At 72.1% G+C, this 17,497-nt stretch carries 14 protein-coding genes; 7 read left to right on the top strand and 7 right to left on the bottom strand.

The window, feature by feature from the left end; all coding sequences use genetic code 11:
* Nucleotides 1-175: 175 nt before the first annotated feature.
* The 4 genes from ADY59_RS14245 (at nt 176) to ADY59_RS14230 (ending at nt 6,452) form a co-directional block, all read left to right on the top strand.
* Nucleotides 176-1,504 carry an SWIM zinc finger family protein gene (locus tag ADY59_RS14245; RefSeq protein WP_049562311.1) on the top strand — a complete coding sequence of 443 codons (1,329 nt, stop codon included), beginning with the start codon at nt 176-178 and terminating at the stop codon, nt 1,502-1,504.
* Nucleotides 1,501-4,713, top strand: coding sequence for a DUF6493 family protein (locus tag ADY59_RS14240; RefSeq protein WP_049562309.1), 3,213 nt, complete (start codon nt 1,501-1,503; stop codon nt 4,711-4,713). Before ADY59_RS14245 ends, ADY59_RS14240 begins: the two co-directional genes overlap by 4 nt.
* A 161-nt stretch (nt 4,714-4,874) precedes the next feature.
* A complete protein-coding gene (locus tag ADY59_RS14235; RefSeq protein WP_049562307.1) occupies nt 4,875-5,657 on the top strand; it encodes a hypothetical protein in 783 nt (260 codons plus the stop codon).
* Nucleotides 5,658-5,714: 57 nt separating this feature from the next.
* On the top strand, nt 5,715-6,452 hold the full coding sequence (locus tag ADY59_RS14230; RefSeq protein WP_049562305.1) for an alpha/beta fold hydrolase: 738 nt from the start codon (nt 5,715-5,717) through the stop codon (nt 6,450-6,452).
* Here ADY59_RS14230 and ADY59_RS14225 read toward each other — a convergent pair.
* On the bottom strand, nt 6,399-7,595 hold the full coding sequence (locus ADY59_RS14225) for an MFS transporter (protein WP_049562304.1): 1,197 nt from the start codon (nt 7,593-7,595) through the stop codon (nt 6,399-6,401). The two genes, ADY59_RS14230 and ADY59_RS14225, sit on opposite strands and share 54 nt — an antisense overlap.
* Before the next feature lie 54 nt (nt 7,596-7,649).
* On the bottom strand, nt 7,650-8,243 hold the full coding sequence (locus ADY59_RS14220; RefSeq protein WP_049562302.1) for a TetR/AcrR family transcriptional regulator: 594 nt from the start codon (nt 8,241-8,243) through the stop codon (nt 7,650-7,652).
* Between the two features lie 220 nt (nt 8,244-8,463).
* Between ADY59_RS14220 and ADY59_RS14215 the strand changes: the two genes are divergently transcribed.
* Nucleotides 8,464-9,897: an MFS transporter gene (locus ADY59_RS14215; protein ID WP_053174749.1), complete on the top strand. Its 1,434-nt coding sequence runs from the start codon at nt 8,464-8,466 to the stop codon at nt 9,895-9,897.
* 34 nt (nt 9,898-9,931) lie between these two features.
* Complete coding sequence (gene soxR / locus ADY59_RS14210; RefSeq protein WP_049562300.1) at nt 9,932-10,420, top strand: redox-sensitive transcriptional activator SoxR; 489 nt, start codon at nt 9,932-9,934, stop codon at nt 10,418-10,420.
* Between the two features lie 4 nt (nt 10,421-10,424).
* On the opposite strand, the gene ADY59_RS14205 is transcribed toward soxR, so the two are convergent.
* The gene (locus ADY59_RS14205) at nt 10,425-11,363 is read right to left on the bottom strand and encodes an SDR family NAD(P)-dependent oxidoreductase (protein ID WP_049562298.1); all 939 of its coding nucleotides are present in this window, start codon (nt 11,361-11,363) and stop codon (nt 10,425-10,427) included.
* A gap of 102 nt (nt 11,364-11,465) precedes the next feature.
* Between ADY59_RS14205 and ADY59_RS14200 the strand changes: the two genes are divergently transcribed.
* Nucleotides 11,466-12,212: a helix-turn-helix transcriptional regulator gene (locus ADY59_RS14200; RefSeq protein ID WP_082310097.1), complete on the top strand. Its 747-nt coding sequence runs from the start codon at nt 11,466-11,468 to the stop codon at nt 12,210-12,212.
* 173 nt (nt 12,213-12,385) lie between these two features.
* On the opposite strand, the gene ADY59_RS14195 is transcribed toward ADY59_RS14200, so the two are convergent.
* The 4 genes from ADY59_RS14195 to ADY59_RS14180 form a co-directional block, all read right to left on the bottom strand.
* Nucleotides 12,386-14,002, bottom strand: a complete 1,617-nt coding sequence (locus tag ADY59_RS14195; protein ID WP_049562296.1) for a thiamine pyrophosphate-dependent enzyme — start codon at nt 14,000-14,002, stop codon at nt 12,386-12,388.
* Nucleotides 14,003-14,042: 40 nt separating this feature from the next.
* Entirely contained in the window at nt 14,043-15,140 is a 1,098-nt protein-coding gene (locus tag ADY59_RS14190; RefSeq protein ID WP_049562295.1) for an FAD-dependent oxidoreductase, read from the bottom strand.
* Between the two features lie 161 nt (nt 15,141-15,301).
* The gene (locus ADY59_RS14185; protein ID WP_156325497.1) at nt 15,302-16,009 is read right to left on the bottom strand and encodes a DUF4097 family beta strand repeat-containing protein; all 708 of its coding nucleotides are present in this window, start codon (nt 16,007-16,009) and stop codon (nt 15,302-15,304) included.
* A gap of 50 nt (nt 16,010-16,059) precedes the next feature.
* Nucleotides 16,060-17,232 carry a lipase family protein gene (locus ADY59_RS14180; RefSeq protein ID WP_197093630.1) on the bottom strand — a complete coding sequence of 391 codons (1,173 nt, stop codon included), beginning with the start codon at nt 17,230-17,232 and terminating at the stop codon, nt 16,060-16,062.
* Nucleotides 17,233-17,497 lie beyond the last annotated feature (265 nt).

The following is a 17,497-nucleotide window of genomic DNA, read 5'->3' as shown; positions in this document are numbered from 1 at the left end:
CCGCGGCCACCACGATGCTGCTGACGCTGGCCCAGAACGAGCGACTACCCCAGAACCGCGTCGAACTCGCCACCGAACTCGTCATCCGCGACAGCACCGCGCCTCCCTCGCTTCCCTCCGCCTGAGCCGATCCGACCGCGCCGGTTTGTCGGTGGGCTGATCTACTGTCCCGGCCATGACTTCAGCGACGCAGGCGTACACGTACGCCGCGCCCTCCTCTCTCGTCGACGGTCGTCTCGGCTTCGCGACCTCCGGCGGGCGGGCCCTGTCCGGCCCCGCCGTGGCCCCCCGGTTCTTCAGCGGCGTGGTGACGCAGGCGGCGCCCGCCGCGGCGGGCCTGCTCGGCGTCGCCGCCGTGGCGCTGGCCCGCTACCACCAGCCGCAGGCGCGGCCCGCCTGGGTGCGTGACCCGGTGGTGACGTGCAACGGCGACCGGCTGCGGTTCGAGTCGTTCTCGGCCTGTGGCGGCGTGTACGCGCGGCTCGATCTGCTGGACGGCGCGCTCGACGGCGAGGTGTTCGACCGGGGCACCACCAACGTCGACGTGAACGCGCCGCTGCGGGAGGCGCTGGCGCGCATCGGCGCCCGTGACCCGTTGCACCTGGGCGTCGGGCTCGACGAGCTGGTCGTGACCACGATGGACGGCGCGGTGGTGGAGAAGAAGGTGCCGCTGCCCGAACGCTGGTTACGCGGCTTCGCCGAGGTGCAGGTCATCGCCTCGGGCATGGACCAGCGGGGGGAGCTGGCCGGCATGGCGGCGGTGCGGTTCCTGCGCGGGCTGCCCAAGAAGGGCACGGTGTGGGTGGCGCAGGCGGGGCGTGAGCTGAAGGTCGCCGACCGCCGGCTCCCGGGCTCGGTCCAGCTCGCCGGCCCCAACCGGCTCGGCACCCTTCTGCCGCTGCTGCGCTTCGCGAAGTCCCTGCGGGTCTACGGTCCGGCCGACGCCGCCTCCAGCGCCTGGGAGCTGGAGCTTCCGGGCATGCGCTACACGCTCACGCTCTCGCCCGAGCGCTGGCGCGGCTTCTCCGGCGAGGGCGCGGTGCTCGACGACCTGGCCACCGACGAGGCCGAGAACGACGCCGACGTGGTGGGCATGCTGCTCAACTTCGAGCCCGAGGTCGAGATCGGCCTGCTGGCCGGCCGCGCGGGCATTCCCGCTGACCGGGTACGGGCCGCGCTGACGCGGCTCGGCGTCGCCGGCCGGGTCGGCTACGACCTGTCGGAGGCCGCCCACTTCCACCGTGAGCTGCCCTACGACAAGGACAACGTGATCCTGCTCAACCCTCGGCTGGCCAAGGCGCGCAAGCTCGTCGACGCGGGCGCCGTACACCTCGAAGGCGAGCTGGCCACCGTCCGCACCTCGGGCGGCGCGCGGCGGGTCTCGCTGGCCGACGACTCCTGCACGTGCGAGTGGTGGTGGGACCATCACGGCTCCCGGGGGCCGTGCAAACACGTGCTGGCCGCCCGGATCGTCGCCCGCGCCGCCGTGGAGGTCTCCCGATGACCCTCTGGACGGAGCTCTGCGACCTGGTCGCCCGCAACCAGGTCACCCGCCTCGCCGACCGGCTGGTCACGCTCACCGAGGAGGAGCGCGCCGAGCTGGGCGGGCGGCTGCCCGGCCTCGTCAAGGAGCTGCGCCGCGCCCGCACCGAGCGGGTGCGCGCCCAGCATTCCGACGACTTCGAGGAGATGGCGTCCTGGGAGGTCGGAAGCCTGCTCGACGAACTGGCCGGCGCGCTGCTGCTGACCGGCGTCGGCGTCATCACCGGCCCGGCGGCCGCCGTGACGTGGATGACCGGCCGTGACGTCAACCGCCGCTGGGCCGCGGCCCCCGACGTCGCCCAGGTGTGCCGGGTGGCGGCCGGCCGCCCCCTGGAGTGGCGTCGCGAGGTCGCGGTCCGGCTGGCCCAGCGGGTGCGCCGTCCCGCCGACCGCATCGCGCCGCTGGCCGTGGCGCTGCTGCGGGAGTCCGGCGCCGTGCCGCCCGACCACGATCCGCTGGTGGCCGCGTGGCTGTCCGCGCCGAGCGTGGCCGACGACCCGCTGACCCCCGCGTTGCTGCCTCGTGTCTTCACCGCTGACGGCGCGGGCCGCGCCCTCCGCGACGAGCGGCTGGAGCCCCGGCCGAGCGGCTGGCTGGCCGCCGCCGCCCGCGAGCTGCCCAGGGAGCAGGCGCTCGACGGTTGCGTGAGCCGTTTCCTGCGCGGAGGCGAGGCGCAGGACCTGCGGTTCTTCGTCCGGCTGCACCTGCTCCTCGACCCCACGCCCGAGGAGTCCGCGCCCCGCCTGCGCGACTACCTGCGGTTGTTGCCGTCGGCCCCGGGGACGGTCGCCGAGCTGGCCGCCGGGCAGGTGCGCGGGGCGACGCAGCTCGACCACGCCGACCTGGTCGAGGCGGTCGACGCGCTCACCTTCCGTGACGAGGCCAAGCTGGCCGCCACGGGCCTGCGCTGGCTCGACCAGGCGATCCGGGCTGCCCCCGAGGTGGCCGCCGACTTCGTGACGGCGCTGACCACGGCTTACGCGCACAAGTCCTTCGACGTGCGCAACCGCGCGGTCGAGCTGACCCTGAAGCACGCCGGCCTGTTCGCCGGCCACACCGGGGCGATCCTCGACGGCGTCCGCCACCTCCCCGCCGACCTGGGCGCGAAGCTGGCCGAGCGGTTCGGCGGGGAGATCCCGGTCGAGGAACCGGCGGCGCGGAAGGAGTTCCCGCCGCTGCCCGAGCCGCCGCAGGCGCGGCCGTTCCCCGAGCCGGGGATCTTCCCTGACTCCCATGATCGCTGGGTCGAGCGCGAGCGCTGGCTGGCGGCCTTCGTCGCCGGGACAGCCGGCGACCGGGCGGCACTGCGCCGCGAGCTCCAGCGCCAGGTCGAGCAGGACCAGGGCTACTGGCGGTCCAGGGACGTGCGTGTCGACCCCGGCGACTGGCAGTCGGCGCTGGCGGCCGAGCTCGTGACCCCCGGCAGCGTGCCGGAGCTGCCGCCGATCGGCCCGGAGAGGTTCTGGGACAGGGCGAACCACTCCGTGAGGGTGCGCGAGCTCATCCGGGGCGAGGAGCCCGGCCCGGAGCCGTCGCCGCGGCGCATCACGGTGATCGGCGGCTACCGGCCCGGCCGCTATCTCGACGACGACGCCCCGCTGCGCGCCATCTTCATCACCTGGACCAGCGACGACGGCCCGGACGGGGCGGTGGCCCGCGAAGGCGACCGGCAGATCCCCTTCGCAGGGGGCCGGATCCACCTGAACGGTTCCCCCACCGACGTCGAGGAGCCGTCGCGTCACGACGACGAGGAGGACGAGGAGGACGAGGAATACGGCGGCTACGGACCGGATCGGCTCAGTCCGGTACGGGCGAGGCCCGGCGTCCTGTACGACGACTCGGTGGCGGCCATGCCGCCTTGGATCCTCGACGACGCCTACGAGCGCATGGCCGAGCTCGGCGTGGACCCCGCCCGGATCGCGGCGATGCGGGCGGGGGACCGGGTGCCGCCGCCCCGCCCCGACGAGCCGCTGGTGCGGGTGACCGTCGTCTTCGTCCCTCCCCGGCTGCGTTCCTACCAGCCCAAGGAACTGCCCGAGCACGACGAGTGGCGGCGGCGCAACCAGCTGCCCCATCCCCATGGCGTCTCCCCGCTCCACGACTTCCTGCTGTACCGCTACGCGGAACTCGCCGAGGCCCTCCGCAACGGCGCCCTGCCGCCGGTGCTGCTGGCCACGCCGACCTGTATGAGCGGCCACCTCGACCCCGACGTGCTGATCGACCGGCTGGAGACCTGCGCCGCCGCCGGCGTCGAGCCACCCCCGGCCGACCTGGCGCAGGCGCTGCTGCGGTTGCCCCGAGGCTGCCACGGGGCCGCGGCCGACCGGGCCGCCAAGGTCGACTCGGAGGCGGCGCGCTCGGCCGTTCGCTGGCTCGCCGGTGACGGCATGGCCGACCCCGAGTGCGGCCACGTGTGGCGCCACATGGTCGACGCGTCCATGGTGGAGTTCGGCGACGGCGAACCGGAATACTTCACCGAGGTCAGGCTGCAGCCGGTGCTGCGGGTGACGGCCCCGACCGGCCATCGGCTGATCGACGAGGTGCTGCTGCGCCAGCCGTTCGACTGGAGGGTCGAAGAATACGGCGGCACACCCGAGGCGTGGCCCGCCATGCTGCCATCGCACCGCGAGGTCGTGGCCGTCAACTTCCTGCCCTTCCTGCTGCGCTCCCGCTGGGACGCGAGAGTGACGCCCACGAAGATCACCGGCTTGGAGATCGCCCAGGGGCCCATGGGGGAGTCCACGGGGGTGATACTCGCTTTCCTGCTGGCCGACAGCGTGCCCGGTATGGTCCCGCTGGTCCTGAGCATGGCGGCCAGGGGCGAGCTGCCCGCCGAGGCGATCGGCCGCCAGCTCGCGCTGGTGCTGCGCCGCACGTGGCTGGAGACCCGCGGCGCCATCACGGCCCTGACCGGGCTGGCCGACGCCGGCGGCCACCAGGAGGTGTGGCGCATCCTGCGCGCCCTGCTGCCCGAAATGCTGCCGGGCAAGGGACGGCGCGTCACCGTGACCCACACCGAACTCGTCGCCTTCGCCGCCGACGTGGCACGCTGGACCGGCGCGCGCGGGGAGATCCCGGTCATCGGCGAGTTCGCGCGAAGTCGCCGGACGAGCCGCTTCGTCCACGAGTGCAAGCGGCTCCACGCCCAGCTGACCGGGCCGGCGTCATGAGGGAGCATTCCGCCGGGCGGGGGCCCGTCCGCTGAAAGTTTCCCCGGCCGCAGCGCCTCCACCAGCGTCGTTGCCGGGGGCCGTCGCCGCGCGCCCTCCTGTCCGCACCGGATGGCGTACCGTACTCCCGCTCATCCACATCCGCGTCCAAGGGAGTCGTCGTGCGTACATGGTTGGCCCGCGCCGTTGTGTCCTTCCTGATGGTGCCGCTGGCCGCCTCGGCGGCCCCACCCGCCTCCGCTCAGACGGGCACCCGTACGTGCGCGAAGGCGAACCTGCTGTTCTGCGAGGACTTCCAGGCCATGGCCGTCGGCGGTGCGAGCAGCCTCCGCTGGGGAATCGACACCGAGCACGGCACGCTCACCGTCGAGCGCGGCCGGCGGGGGCAGAAGGTGCTGCGCGTGCACACCGAAGGCAACGGCCGCGCGTTCCTCAAGGTGGACGACTTCGCCGCGCCGGGCAACAGCTTCTACGGGCGCGTACGGTTGCGGGCCGGGGCGTTCCCGACCGCGCCGGCCTGGGCGCACTACACGCTGGTCGAGGCGACCGGAGACGGGCCCGAGATCGTCCGTCCGCTCGGCGGTCAGTACGCCCCGCCGCCCCACGGGGGAGCCGCGTACTGGGGCGTCGGCGCGGACGGCGGCCCCACCGGGGACTGGACGAACTGGCGAACCACCGCCCCCTCCGTCGCCGGGGCATGGACCTGCGTGGAATGGCACATGGACGCCGCCGACAACCGGATCTCGTTGTGGTTCGACGGGGTCGCCAAGCCGGAGCTCACCGTGTCCACCCGGGAGCACGGCGGCAACCCGGTGGACTTCGTGTTCCCGAGGTTCGACACCGTCAAGCTGGGCTGGCAGCTCTACCAGGCGAACCCGACCCCCGCCGGCTACGACGTGTGGATGGACGACATCGCGCTGAGCACCCGGAGAGTGGGCTGCTGACGCGTGCAGCGGCGGCGGCGTTTGCCGTGACCGCCCTCGGGCCGGGAGAGTGGCACGATGCACCAGATCATCCTGTTGCCCGGTGGCGGGCGGACCTCCACGGACTGGCGGCTCGCCGCGCCCCTGCTGGAGGCGGCGGGGGTGCGCGCGGTGGCGGTCGACCTGCCGGAGCTCGGCACCTGGTCCTGGGCCGGAGCCGTCGAACACCTGAGTGAGGCGATCGACGACCACGGCTTGGAGAACCCGGCGGTGGCCGGGCACTCCCTCGGCGGCATCGTCGCGGCCCTGTGGGCCGCGCAGCATCCGGAATGCCCGCTCGCGGTCAATCTGGACGGGCACACCAATCCCACCGGCCCCTTCGACGGGATCGACCCGGTCGAAGCGGAGCGCACCATGCGCGCGTTCCTCGCGGGGGAGACGGCTGGTGATCCGGAGCTGACCCACTTCATCGCGCAGATGGACGCCCTCGACCTCATCCCGGTCTACCGGGCGGCCCGTTGCCCCCTCCTCGTCGTCTCCTCCACCGGCTCGGACCTGAGCGCGATGCTGCCCCCTGACGTTTCGGCGGCCTTCGACGCCTACGTCCGCGGATTCTCCCGTGAGCTGACGGAGGCCGCCGCGCGAACTCCGTTGCTCTCCCTGGCCGACATGGCCACCGGGCACGACATGCACCTGGAGGCGCCGTACGAGGTGGTGAGCCTGATTCTCGGGCACCTGCGCGGCGGTGAACGCCGCGGGGCGTCAGCGGGGGGTGGCGGCTCCGGCGCGGTCCAGGGCGGGGCTGTCCGTCGTTGACCGCGCTCTGGTACGGGCGAGCTCGGGCAGGAGGGACACCAGCCCGAGTACGGCCAGCGCGACGCCCAGCCAGAGGGGAGCGCGCAGCCCGAAGCCGTCGATGACCAGCCCGCCGACCGACGAGCCGATGATCACGCCGAGGGTGATGAACGAGGCGTGGACGGTGTTGACCAGCGGCCCGGGGTTGCCGGCGCGCTGGACGCGTACGGCCATCGCCGGGTTCATGGTCACGCCGACCAGCCCGACGCCCAGCATGGCGATCACCGCCGGGACGCTGAGGTGGGCGAAGACCGCGAATGCGGCCAGGAAGATGGTGTTGAGGATCAGCCCGGACAGCAGGACGCCGATGGTGTGTCGGTCGGCCAGGCGTCCGACGAGGTAGTTGCCGATCACGGTGGCCGCGCCGTACGCGACGAGCAGGAAGGGAACGGCCCCCGAGGTGAAGCCGGTGACCTGGGTGAGGATCGGGCTGAGATAGCTGAAGGCGGCGAAGGTCGCGCCGATGATGAGGGTGCTGGTCGACAGCGCCAGCCACAGCCGGTCGTTCCTGAAGACCGCCAGTTCCTGCCGGAAGTCGGTGTTGCCGCCGTCGGCGCGCCCGAGCCGGGGAACGCCCGTCATGGTGGCGAGGGCGGCGACGACGGTCAGGGCGCCGACGGCCCAGAAGGCGGCGCGCCAGCCGAGCTGCCCGCCGATCAGCGTGGACAGCGGCAGCCCGAGCAGGGTGCCGAGCATCAAGCCGTTCAGGACGACGGCGAGGGCGCGGCCGCGTACCTCGGGGCGGCTCAGCTGGACGGCCACCGAGATGGCGACCCCGAAGAACGCCTGGGAGGCGACGCCGGTGATGACGCGCGCGACCATCATGATCGAGTAGGAGGGCGCGACGGCCGCTAGCACATTGCCCGCCAGGAAGATCGCGAACAGCAGCATGAGCGCGGGTTTCGGGCGTATCCGTACCAGCGCGACGGTCATCAGCGGCCCGCCCGCCGACATGGCCACGGCGAAGGCGGTGATCAGGTAGCCGATCTGGGAGATGGTCACGCCCAGTCCGCCCGCCATCTCGGGCATCAGGCCGCCGACGGCGAACTCGCTGGTCACCATGGCGAAGATGCCTATGGCCAGGACATAGACGGCTCTGGGCAAGGGGGCTCCTTTTTGCATCAATCGGTGTAGAACTCGGGCACCAAAAAGCAGGGGTCAGGCCAGGGCGTCCATGGCCGTGGCCGCGATGGCCTCGATGGTGGCGTCGCCGGCGCCGCCCTGGGCGGCCACCCGGATCCCGGCGATCACGGCGTTGACGAACCTGGCGAGGTCGGCGGGATCGCGGGCGGAGCCGATGTCACCGGCGCGCTGCCCGCTCTCGATGACGGCGCTCAGGCCGGCGACCCTGCGCCCGGTGTCGCGATCGAGCATCAGGGCGATCTCCGGGTCGCGCCCGGCGAGCTCCATCGTGGTGTTGACGGTCAGGCAGCCGAGGCCGTAGCCGTCGCGCCGGTTCGCCGCCTCAGTCCGGAGGATCCCGGCGAACAGCGCGCGGATCCGCTCGATCGCCGGGAGCGTGTGATCGTCAAGAATGCGCAGCTGGTCGGCGGTGGTGGCGTCGATGTAGCGGGTCAACGCGCGTTTGAACAACTCACGCTTGTTGGTGAAGGCGTTGTACACGCTGCTGCGGTCCAGGCCGAGCGCCTCGCACAGATCTCTGGTCGAGGTCGACTCGTAGCCGTTCGCCCAGAACGTGCGCATCGCGGTGTCCAGGACCCGGTCCTCATCGAATGATCTCGGCCTTGCCATACGGGCACGCTACCGGTTTTGCACCACTCGGTGCAATATGGGGCCGTCCGGCCTGCGAAAATGCCGGGCGCGTGCGGGCTGACCTGGGCATTTGACCTCAACCGCGGTTGAGCTGGTGGGCTGTTCGCTGTCGACCTTCAGTCCAGAGAGAGCGAACAGCATGGACACCACAACCGCAGATTCCTCTCGGCGCCCGGCCTCGGCGGACCGGCGGTCACCGTTGACGCTTCCGGTGGTCCTGGTCGGCGTCGTCCTGGTGGCGATGTCCATCTCGGGGACCGCGGTCGCGCTGCCGAGCATGGGCCGTGATCTCGACGTCTCCGGGGCGGCGCTGAACTGGGTGGTCGCCGGGTACAACCTGGCCTTCGCGGCCATGACGCTCGTGGCGGGCTCGGCCGCCGACCGGGTCGGCCGCCGCCGGGTGTTCATCGTCGCGGCGCTGGTCTTCGCGGCCGGGTTCCTCGCGACGGCTCTGAGCCCGGAGATCGTCGTCACCGACGTCGCCCGTATCGTCTCCGGCGCCGGAGGGGCGGGAATCATGGCGGCCGGCGGCGCGATCCTGGCCTCCAGCTACGACGGTGCGGCGCGTAACCGGGCCTTCGCGCTGATGGGAACCATGGCCGGGATCGGCATCGCCATCGGTCCCACCCTGTCGGGCGCGCTGATCACCGCCACCGGGTGGCGGGGCAGTTTCGCGATCTTCACGGTGATCGGCCTGCTGATCGCCCTGGGCGCGACCCGTGCCCGCGAGTCCCGCGCGAGCGGCGCCGGTCCCGTCGACCGGGCCGGCAGCGCGTTGTTCATCGCCGCGCTGGCGCTGCTCATGTTCACGCTCCTGGAGGCGCCCGCACGCGGCTGGGCCCACCCGCTCGTCCTGGTCACCGGGATCGCCGGCCTGGCCGCCCTGGTGATCTTCGGTGTCGCGCAGCGGCGCAGTGCCGCTCCGGTCCTGGCGCCCTCGCTGGTGGCCAACCGCGGTTTCCTGGGGTGGAGCCTGGCGACGCTGACCACCTCGATCGGGTTCCTCGGCGTCCTGGTCTTCCTGCCCACCTACCTGCAGGCGGCGGCGGGGCTCTCCCCGGCGGCCGCGGGCGTGGCCATGCTGTTGCTGACCGCTCCCGTGCTGATCGTGCCCATGGTCGCGGTGACCCTGGTGAACAAGGGCGTCTCGGCCCGGCTTCTGATCATGGTCGCGCTGGCGCTGGTCGTGGCCGGGAACCTGTGGCTGACGGGGCTGAACGCCGGCGACGCGGTCTCGGCCGTCGCGGCACCGCTGGTGTTGATCGGCGTCGGCATGGGGGCGTCCTTCGGCATCACCGACGGCCAGGCCATGGCCCTGGTCCCGGCCGACGCCGTCGGCATGGCGGCCGGGTTCATCAACACCCTGCGCGGGGCCGCCGAGGCGCTCGTGATCGCCGCGTTCAGCGCCTCGCTCATCGGCCTCCTGGCGACCAGGCTGGGAGACGGGGACCGCGCCGCCGCCGTCAGCGCCGGACGGGTCACCACCGGAGCCGGGGCCGCCGCCGAACTGGACGCCTTCACCTGGTCCTGGCAGATGACACAGTTCGGCGTCGCCCTGCTCTGTCTCGTACTGTCGGTCATCGTGGGCGTCCTGATCCTCCGGGGCCCGGCCGGGCCCCGGCAGGCCGCCTGACCATCGGACCGTCTGACCGCAGCAGGGAGATGCCGTGCGCGCCAGTCCGGACGACCGCCTCACGATCGGTGAGATCATCCGCCGGACCGGCGTGTCCGCTTCCGCGCTGCACTTCTACGAGCGCAAGGGTCTGATCTTCAGTGAACGCGGGACCGGCAACCAGCGGATCTTCTCCCGGCACATGCTGCGCCGGATATCCCTGATCATCGTGGCCAAGCGCCTGGGCATCCCGCTGTCGGACGTCGCCGAGGTCTTCGCCACCCTCCCCACCGACCGCGCCCCCGCCCACGAGGACTGGCAGCGGGTCTCCCGGATGTGGAAGAGGCAACTGGAGGAACGCCGCCGCGCCATCGAGAGCCTTGAGCACGAGCTCACCGGCTGCATCGGGTGCGGCTGCCTGTCCATGAGGGCCTGCCTGCTCCTCAACCCCGACGACGCCCTGCGGGGCAGCGGGCCGGGCCCGGTACGGCTGCAGAAGTCCGGGCCCTCCCTCCCCGGCGACCCCGAGGCTGGTGGCGGATGACGTACTACTGCGACGCGCACGCGCGGTTCAACAGCTCGGCGGTCGCCTCCCACAGGCGCTGCTCCCGGTCGCGGTCGTGGGCGACCGGCCGCACCTCGGCCGGCTGGGACCTCACCACGAACGCGCCGTCGCGCAAGTGCGCCCACTGGTCGTCGAGGGCCATCGCGGCCAGCAGCGGACCCGAGCGTCGCGGCGTCGACACGCCGGGGACGCGGCCCAGGGCGCAGGCCACCGCCTGAAGCGCCTCGGGAGCCTCACGGCCGAGCGCGGTGCCGGGCATCCAGCCCGGTTCGAACACCGACACGCTGATCCCCGCGCCGGCCCGGCGCTGCAGCTCATGGGCGTAGTACAGGATCGCCAGCTTGGCGTTGGAGTAGGCGACGGCGGAGGCGGTCCTGCCCGGGGGCAGCTCCCCGGTGGCCGGGCGGGCGAGTTCGACGGGGTCGGCCCACCTGGCCCCGGCCACACCCAGCAGCTTGCGCCAGAAGTTGGCGTGATAGGTGTTCGAGCCGAGCAGCACGATCCGCGCCGGGGCGGTGAAGGAGTCGAGCAGGTCGCCGATGAGCTGGGCATGGGCGAGGTGGTTGACGGCGAACGTCATCTCGTAGCCGTCGGGCGAGGCCCGCCGCGTGTCGGCCGACATGGCGCCGGCGTTGGCGACCAGCGCGCGCAGCGGCCGAACCGTGCCCGTGGCGAGCAGCTCGCGCACGGTGGCTGCGGCGGCACGTACGTCGGCCAGGCGCGACAGGTCGCAGCCGATCTCCCGGACGCGCGCGCCGCGCGCGCGGACCTCGCCGGCGACCGCGGTCAGGTCCCGCCCGGCGCGGCCGACCAGCAGCAGGTCGGGCCGCTGCCCGTGCGGGCGGTCGGCCATGGCCGGCACGGCGTGGCGGCCCAGATTGCGGGTCGGACCGGTGATCAGAACAGTTCCGGGTTCGCTCATGGCCCCAGCCTGCGCAAGCGTCACGACCGCAGCCACTCGTCCGGTTTTCATAGGACTGCCCGGGCCAGGACAACCGGTCCGGGCTCGCGCATACTGAGGCGCGTGGAAGCGTGGGAGTTCGGCCGGACGGTACGCCGCTGGCGCGACCGGATGGCACCTGGGGAAGCCGGGGTGCCGGTGGGCCGCCGGCGCCGGGCCGGCGGGTTGCGCCGTGAGGAGCTGGCCGCGCTCGCCGGGATCTCGGCCGACTACCTGACCCGTCTGGAGCAGGGGCGCGCGACCGCGCCGTCGGCGCAGGTGGTGGAGGCGCTGGCCCGGGCGCTGCGCCTGTCCGACTCCGAACGCGACCTGCTCTACCGGCTCGCCGGGCACGCCGCGCCCGGCCCGGACGTCGTGCCGTCGCGGATACCCCCGAGCGTGCAACGGCTGCTCGACCGGCTGTCGCACACCCCGGTGGTGGCGTACGACGCCAGCTGGACGCTCGTGCTGGCCAACGCGCCCTACGACGCGCTCATGGGCGAGACGACCACGTGGCGCGGCCTGGAACGCAACGCCGTCTGGCGCAACGTCGCCCGCCTGCCGTCCCGGGTCGTGCACACCCGGCGCGAACAGGCCGAGCACGAGGCCCGGCTCGTGGCCGACCTGCGCCTGACGGCCTCGCGCTACCCCGCTGACCTGGCCCTGCGACGCCTGATCGCCGACCTGGCCGCCGGCAGCCCGCGCTTCGCCGAACTCTGGGACGCCGGGACCCCGCCGCCCCTGACCGACCCGTCCAGGCGCAAGACCATCGACCACCCGGACCGCCTGGCCCTCGCCCTCGTCCTGGGCACCCAGTCGCTGACGCCGTGACGGGCACGTGTGTACGGGATCGCGATGTTCATCGCGGCTTCACCGGCTGACCGGAGGGCGTTCAGCGATGATCGATGAACGGTTGCGGGCGTGCTCGTCGCGACTGCCCGCCCGACGCAGGAGGCGCGCCGGCGCCCTTCCGGACGGGCGCCTCCCGGGAATCGCCCGGCCGGTCAGCCGAGTTCCGCGGGCAGGTCGCGGGAGCCGACCTTCGCCACGATCAGCGCCGGTGCGTTGGACGCCTTCGCCGCGGCCAGCGCCTGGTCGAAGGCCGCGGCGGTGGTGACGGACCGGGCCGCCTGCACGCCGAGCCCGTTGGCGAACTTGACGAAGTCCCAGCGGTTGAGGACGACGTACGGCTTCGGCTGGGTGGTGGGATCGCTGAAGTAGTCGGCGTCGAGCAGGAACTGCTCGAAGGCGTAGATGCCGTTGTCGATCACGACCACGACCGGGTCACGCGCGTAGCGGACCATGGTGGACAGCGCCTGAGCGGTCATGTGGAAGCCGCCGTCGCCGCAGATGACCAGCGGGCGGCGGCCTGAGCCGAACGACGCCCCGACCGCCGCCCCCATCGAGTGTCCGATCGAGGCCCACACGGCCCCGCACAGGAAGCCGTCGCGGCCCTTGATCGGCAGGTGGGCGGCCGAGTGGACGCCGAGGAAGGTGTCGGGGATCACCAGCCAGGACGCGTCCAGCGCGGCGCCGATGCGCTCGAACACCTGGCGATAGGTCAGCGGGCCCGCGGCCGTGGGCGTGACCGGATCGGCGGCGGCGGGCACCGGTCGCGGCGCCGCCTTCGCGGCCTCGGTGACGAGCGCGGCGACGAGGGTGTCAAGGTGCGCGTTCTGCTTGGCGGCGTTCTTGATCTTCACCTTGCCGTCATAGGCGGTGACGATGCGGTTGGTGCCGGTGCGGATGAGCGTGGCGTAGCTGCTCGGGAACACGCAGCCGAGCATCACGAGCAGGTCGGCCTGCGCGATGGCCTGCACGGCGGGCAGCGAGTGCGGCGGGGCGTAGACACCGGCCCAGCCGTCGCCCTGCTCGGGCAGCACACCCTTGGCCGGCAACTGGACGGACCAGCGCACACCGAGCCTGGCGATCAGGTCGGCGACCTCGTCGGCGAGCCCGTGGCGCTGAATCTCGACGCCGACCAGGACCAGCGGCGACGTCGCGGCGCGCACCAGGCCGACGATCGTGCCGGCGAGTTGCTCCTCGGTGCCCGCCGGCGGTTCGGTGACCGGCAGGGCGCCGGACGGGGCCGGGCAGGTCGCCGTCCAGATGTCCCTGTTGATCTCGATGTAGACCGGCCGCTTGCGCTTGACGGCGGTGGCGATCGCGGCGTCGACCACGCCCGGCACCGCGGCGGCCGTTCCGGCGCGCGCCGCGTTCGCGGTGACCAGCTTGTAGGTGCTCAGGTCGTGGTCGGGCAGCCCGGTCGAGTGCGAGAACAGGACGTCGAAGTCCTTGAGGTTGGCGAGGTTGGCCGCGTTGGGGCCGCCGTTGACGACGACGACCGGGCTGCGCTCGACGAAGGCGCCGGCGATGGCGTTGACCATGCTGAGAGTGCCGGCGCCGTTGGCGACCGCGACCGCGCCGAGCCCCTTGGTACGGGCGTAGCCGTCGGCCGCGTAGCCGGCCTCGAGGTCGCTCGCGGTGACGATCGTCGTGACGCCGTTGCGCCCGGCCGCGTCGAACAGCCCGGCGCAGTAGGCGGCGGGCACGCCGAACAGAGTGTCGACTCGCTGCTGGGTCAGCCTCTTCAGCACGTAGTCGGCGACGGTGAAGGCCACGATGACGCTCCAGTGCAGGCCCGCCGGGGCGGGAGATCGGTCAGTCGGAGACGGAGAGCCTGGGGTCGACCAGCCGCCTGTTGCAGGGGTGGTCGATGTGGTTCACGGGCATCGGCACGGGCGCCGCCTGGCCGAACGCGGCGGCGATGAGCCGCACCAGCTTCTTGCACTCGGCCGGGTTGAGGTCCTCGTCCTCCTTGTTCCAGTCGGGGGTGCCGCCGATGACGACATGGTCGGAGCGTGGGAACAGGTAGCCGTTGCGGCTGTAGAGGTACTGCAGGGCCGGCTGGGCCGGCAACATCGCGAGGTAGCCTCTGACCCCGACCAGCTTCGTGTCGTTCCACAGCTTCTTCGCGCCCATCCCGGTGCAGTTGACGATGATCTTGTTTGGCACCGCCGCGAGGATGTCGGCCTTGGTGGCGAACGTCTTGGTCACGATGGTGACGCCGCGCGTCTCCAGGTCCCGTTGCAGCCGAGGGAGGAAGACGGGCGGCTCGACCAGCAGCGTCTGATACAGGAATCCGGGCTGGGTATGGTTCTGGAACGGCAGGCGCGTCAGCCGCTCGCGGGCCGGCAGCAGGCCGGGCAGGAGGTCCAGCACCATGTCCAGCCCCTCGGCCGGCTTGGGGCAGTAGTTGGGCCGCTCGTGCACCCCGAAGCCCTTGCCGATGCTGTCCTTGAAGGTCGTGTAGGACGTCTTGATGATCGCCTTCAGGTCCTGCTGGTTCATGGCGGTCTCGACGACGGACACGGCCCACTGGCCGCCGGCCTTGAACGACGTGGTGTCCACCGGCTTGCGGGCCGCGAAGATCTTGACCTTGAGCCCGAGCTCGAGCAGCCTCGTGGCGGCGGTCAGGCCCATGACGCCGGCGCCGAGCACCGCGACCTCGGTCTCGGGCGAGGAGGTCAGGAACTGCCGGACGATGTCCTTCACCTTGGCCGCGCAACCCCAGCTCAACGAGATGCCGGCGCCACCGTGGCCGTAGTTGTGCACGATGAACCGGCCGGACACCCGCTCGGAGTTCAGCCGGAAGGTCCCCTCGCGATAAGGCCGCACCCCCGTGACGCACGCGCCGGGCACGCCCGGATCGAAGGTGAAGTCGGGTGTCGGCAGGTTGGTGAGTTCCCGCACGTGCATCGCGGCAGCCCCTGACTGATCGTGTTACGTGTCATCGGGGGCGAGGACACTCGTACCCGGCGCCGGAGACGCCAGCCCGCCGAAGCCGAGGCTTGACCCGGCCCAGGGCAGGTGTTTTCTGCGGCCGCCGCGAAGGCCGCCCACCGCGACGTGCGCGCCCGTCAGGGCGTCCTGACCTCCAGGTCCCCGGAGTCGCTGGACAGCATGATCGTGCGCCGGGCCGAGGGGACGCTCGCGGGCCTGATGTTCTTGCGGCCGGAGTCCGTCCTGGCCACGATGTCGTACGACCCCTGCGGCACCTGGATCACGGTCCTGCCCGAATCCGTGATGGTCGTGACCTGGTCGGGCGGCCCGGCGAAGACCAGGTTCACATCGCCCGAGCCGGTCTCCGTGGCGACCTGCCCGCCCGTCAGCCCGCCGGCCTCGATCGCCCCGGAGTCGGTGGTGGCCTCCCAGTCGCCCGACAGGTTCGTCAGCGTCAGGTTCCCCGAGTCGGAGCTCGCCTTGACGCGGAGGCCCCTGGGCACCTCGATGTGGTAGCTCACGTCGCAGGACGCGCCCAAGGCGCCCCACCCCCAGGTGGTGGGACAGGCGAACGACAGTTCCAGCGTGTCTCCGCGTACCTCGTGGCGGGCCTTCGGCTTGTCCCTGAGCCAGCTCAGCCGCTCGGTCACGCGGATGTCCCGGCGATCCGACTCGACCACTTCGACGGTCCCGGAATCGGCTTCGACGTGCAGCGCCGCCACCTTGCCCGGGACGTCGTACGACACGGCGTCCTCCGTCAGCGAGCCGCCGGTGCCGCACCCGGCCGACACCGCCACGAGCCCGAGCAGGCTCGCGATCATCATGCTTTTCTGGGTCTTCGTCATGTCCATCTCTTGGAGACTCGGCCGTACCGGCGTTCCCGATGACGGGCGGATCAGGCCCGGCTGTCCGTGAAACCGGCGACGACCAGTGGCAGCGCCTCGCGGACGGTCTGGTTGTGATCCACGTCGCCCGCGTCGGTGAGGGTCTGCGTGGCGCCGAGGGAACGCAGCTGACGCCGGCAGTGAAGCGCGTTGTCGTACGCGACGTCCTTGTCGCCCTTGGCGTGATGCAGGCGGACCGGAACGTCCGGCTTCCAGTCGCAGGTGGAGTCGAGCGCGGTCAGCAGCTGCTTCAGTTCGCCGGTCGGCTTGCGCACCCTGTCCAGGAACTTCGCGGTGAACAACTTCTCCGACGTCGGCGGCAGCGCCTGGGCGATCTCCGCCGCCTGGTGGTTACCGTCGAAGAGCTTCTCCGCCTGCTTGTCGTACGGGGGACGGAAGACCTCGCTCGGCGTGCGGTAGATGTCGGTATAACGGTCAGCCGAAATCACGAAGTACGCCAGATAGAGCGAGGACATCCGAATCTTGTCATCAGCCGCGGCGGCCTGGAAAGAACTCAGGTCGAACGGCCCGGCGATCGGGGCGAGGCCGCCCAGCCGGAAGTACGGGTCCTGACCCTGCTGCAGGAAGCGCCCCACCATCATGGCCGCGGGACCGCCCTGGGAGAAGCCGCTGACCAGCACGCGCGAGTCGAGCCGGCGCTTGTGGTCCCTGGTGAAGGCGCGGGTCGCGCGCAGGGCGTCCACCGGGGCGGAGACCGTCGTCTTCGGGTCTCCGTAGGTGTGGTGGCCGGGCCCCGTGCCCAGGCCGAGATAGTCAGGGGCGGACACCGCGTGCCCGGACGCCGCGAACAGCAGCGCCGAGGCGCGGTCGGTGGATTTCGCGTTCACCGAGGCCACATCACCCCGGTAGACGGTGGTGCCGTGCAACCAGGAGACGACCCGCAGGCCGCGCCGCCTGTTGTCGGGCAGGGCGACCAACTGGCTGGCGGTGGTGGGCCGGCCCTTGGCGTCGATGGTGCGATAGACCACGCGGTAGGCGCTGACACCGTATTTCACCTGCGCCGCATCGATGCCGGTCGCCCTGAGCCGCTCGGCGACCTGACCCTTGTCCAGCTTCTCCACCTGGGTCGAGGAGACCACGGCGCCGCGTGCCACGGTTTGTGCGGCCGAGGCGCCGGCGGGGAAGGTGGTGGCAAGGCAGCCCAGGGCGAGCCCGGCGATCACTGTGGCACGGGAAAAGGTCATGCCGAAACCCTAGATACAGCCGCAACGAGCGGCATTGCTGAGGGCACCCTGGTTCCTGGTGGTGCCAGCCTTACCCTGCGTCGCAGAGCCCGAACCGCGTCTTCGTCCCGCCCGGACCGCAACTGCCGGCCCAAGCGTTCACCACGGCCACCCCCGCTCGCCGGACGCTACTGGAAAGCAGACGAAGCCCTCAGGGAGAGGTGACCCGGATCGGCTGTAGCTCTATTGTGCAGCAGCGTGATCG

Source organism: Nonomuraea sp. SBT364 (genome assembly GCF_001083785.1).
Classification (GTDB): domain Bacteria; phylum Actinomycetota; class Actinomycetes; order Streptosporangiales; family Streptosporangiaceae; genus Nonomuraea.
Note: the sequence above shows the minus strand (reverse complement) of the source record. Positions and strands in the feature narration are given on the sequence as shown.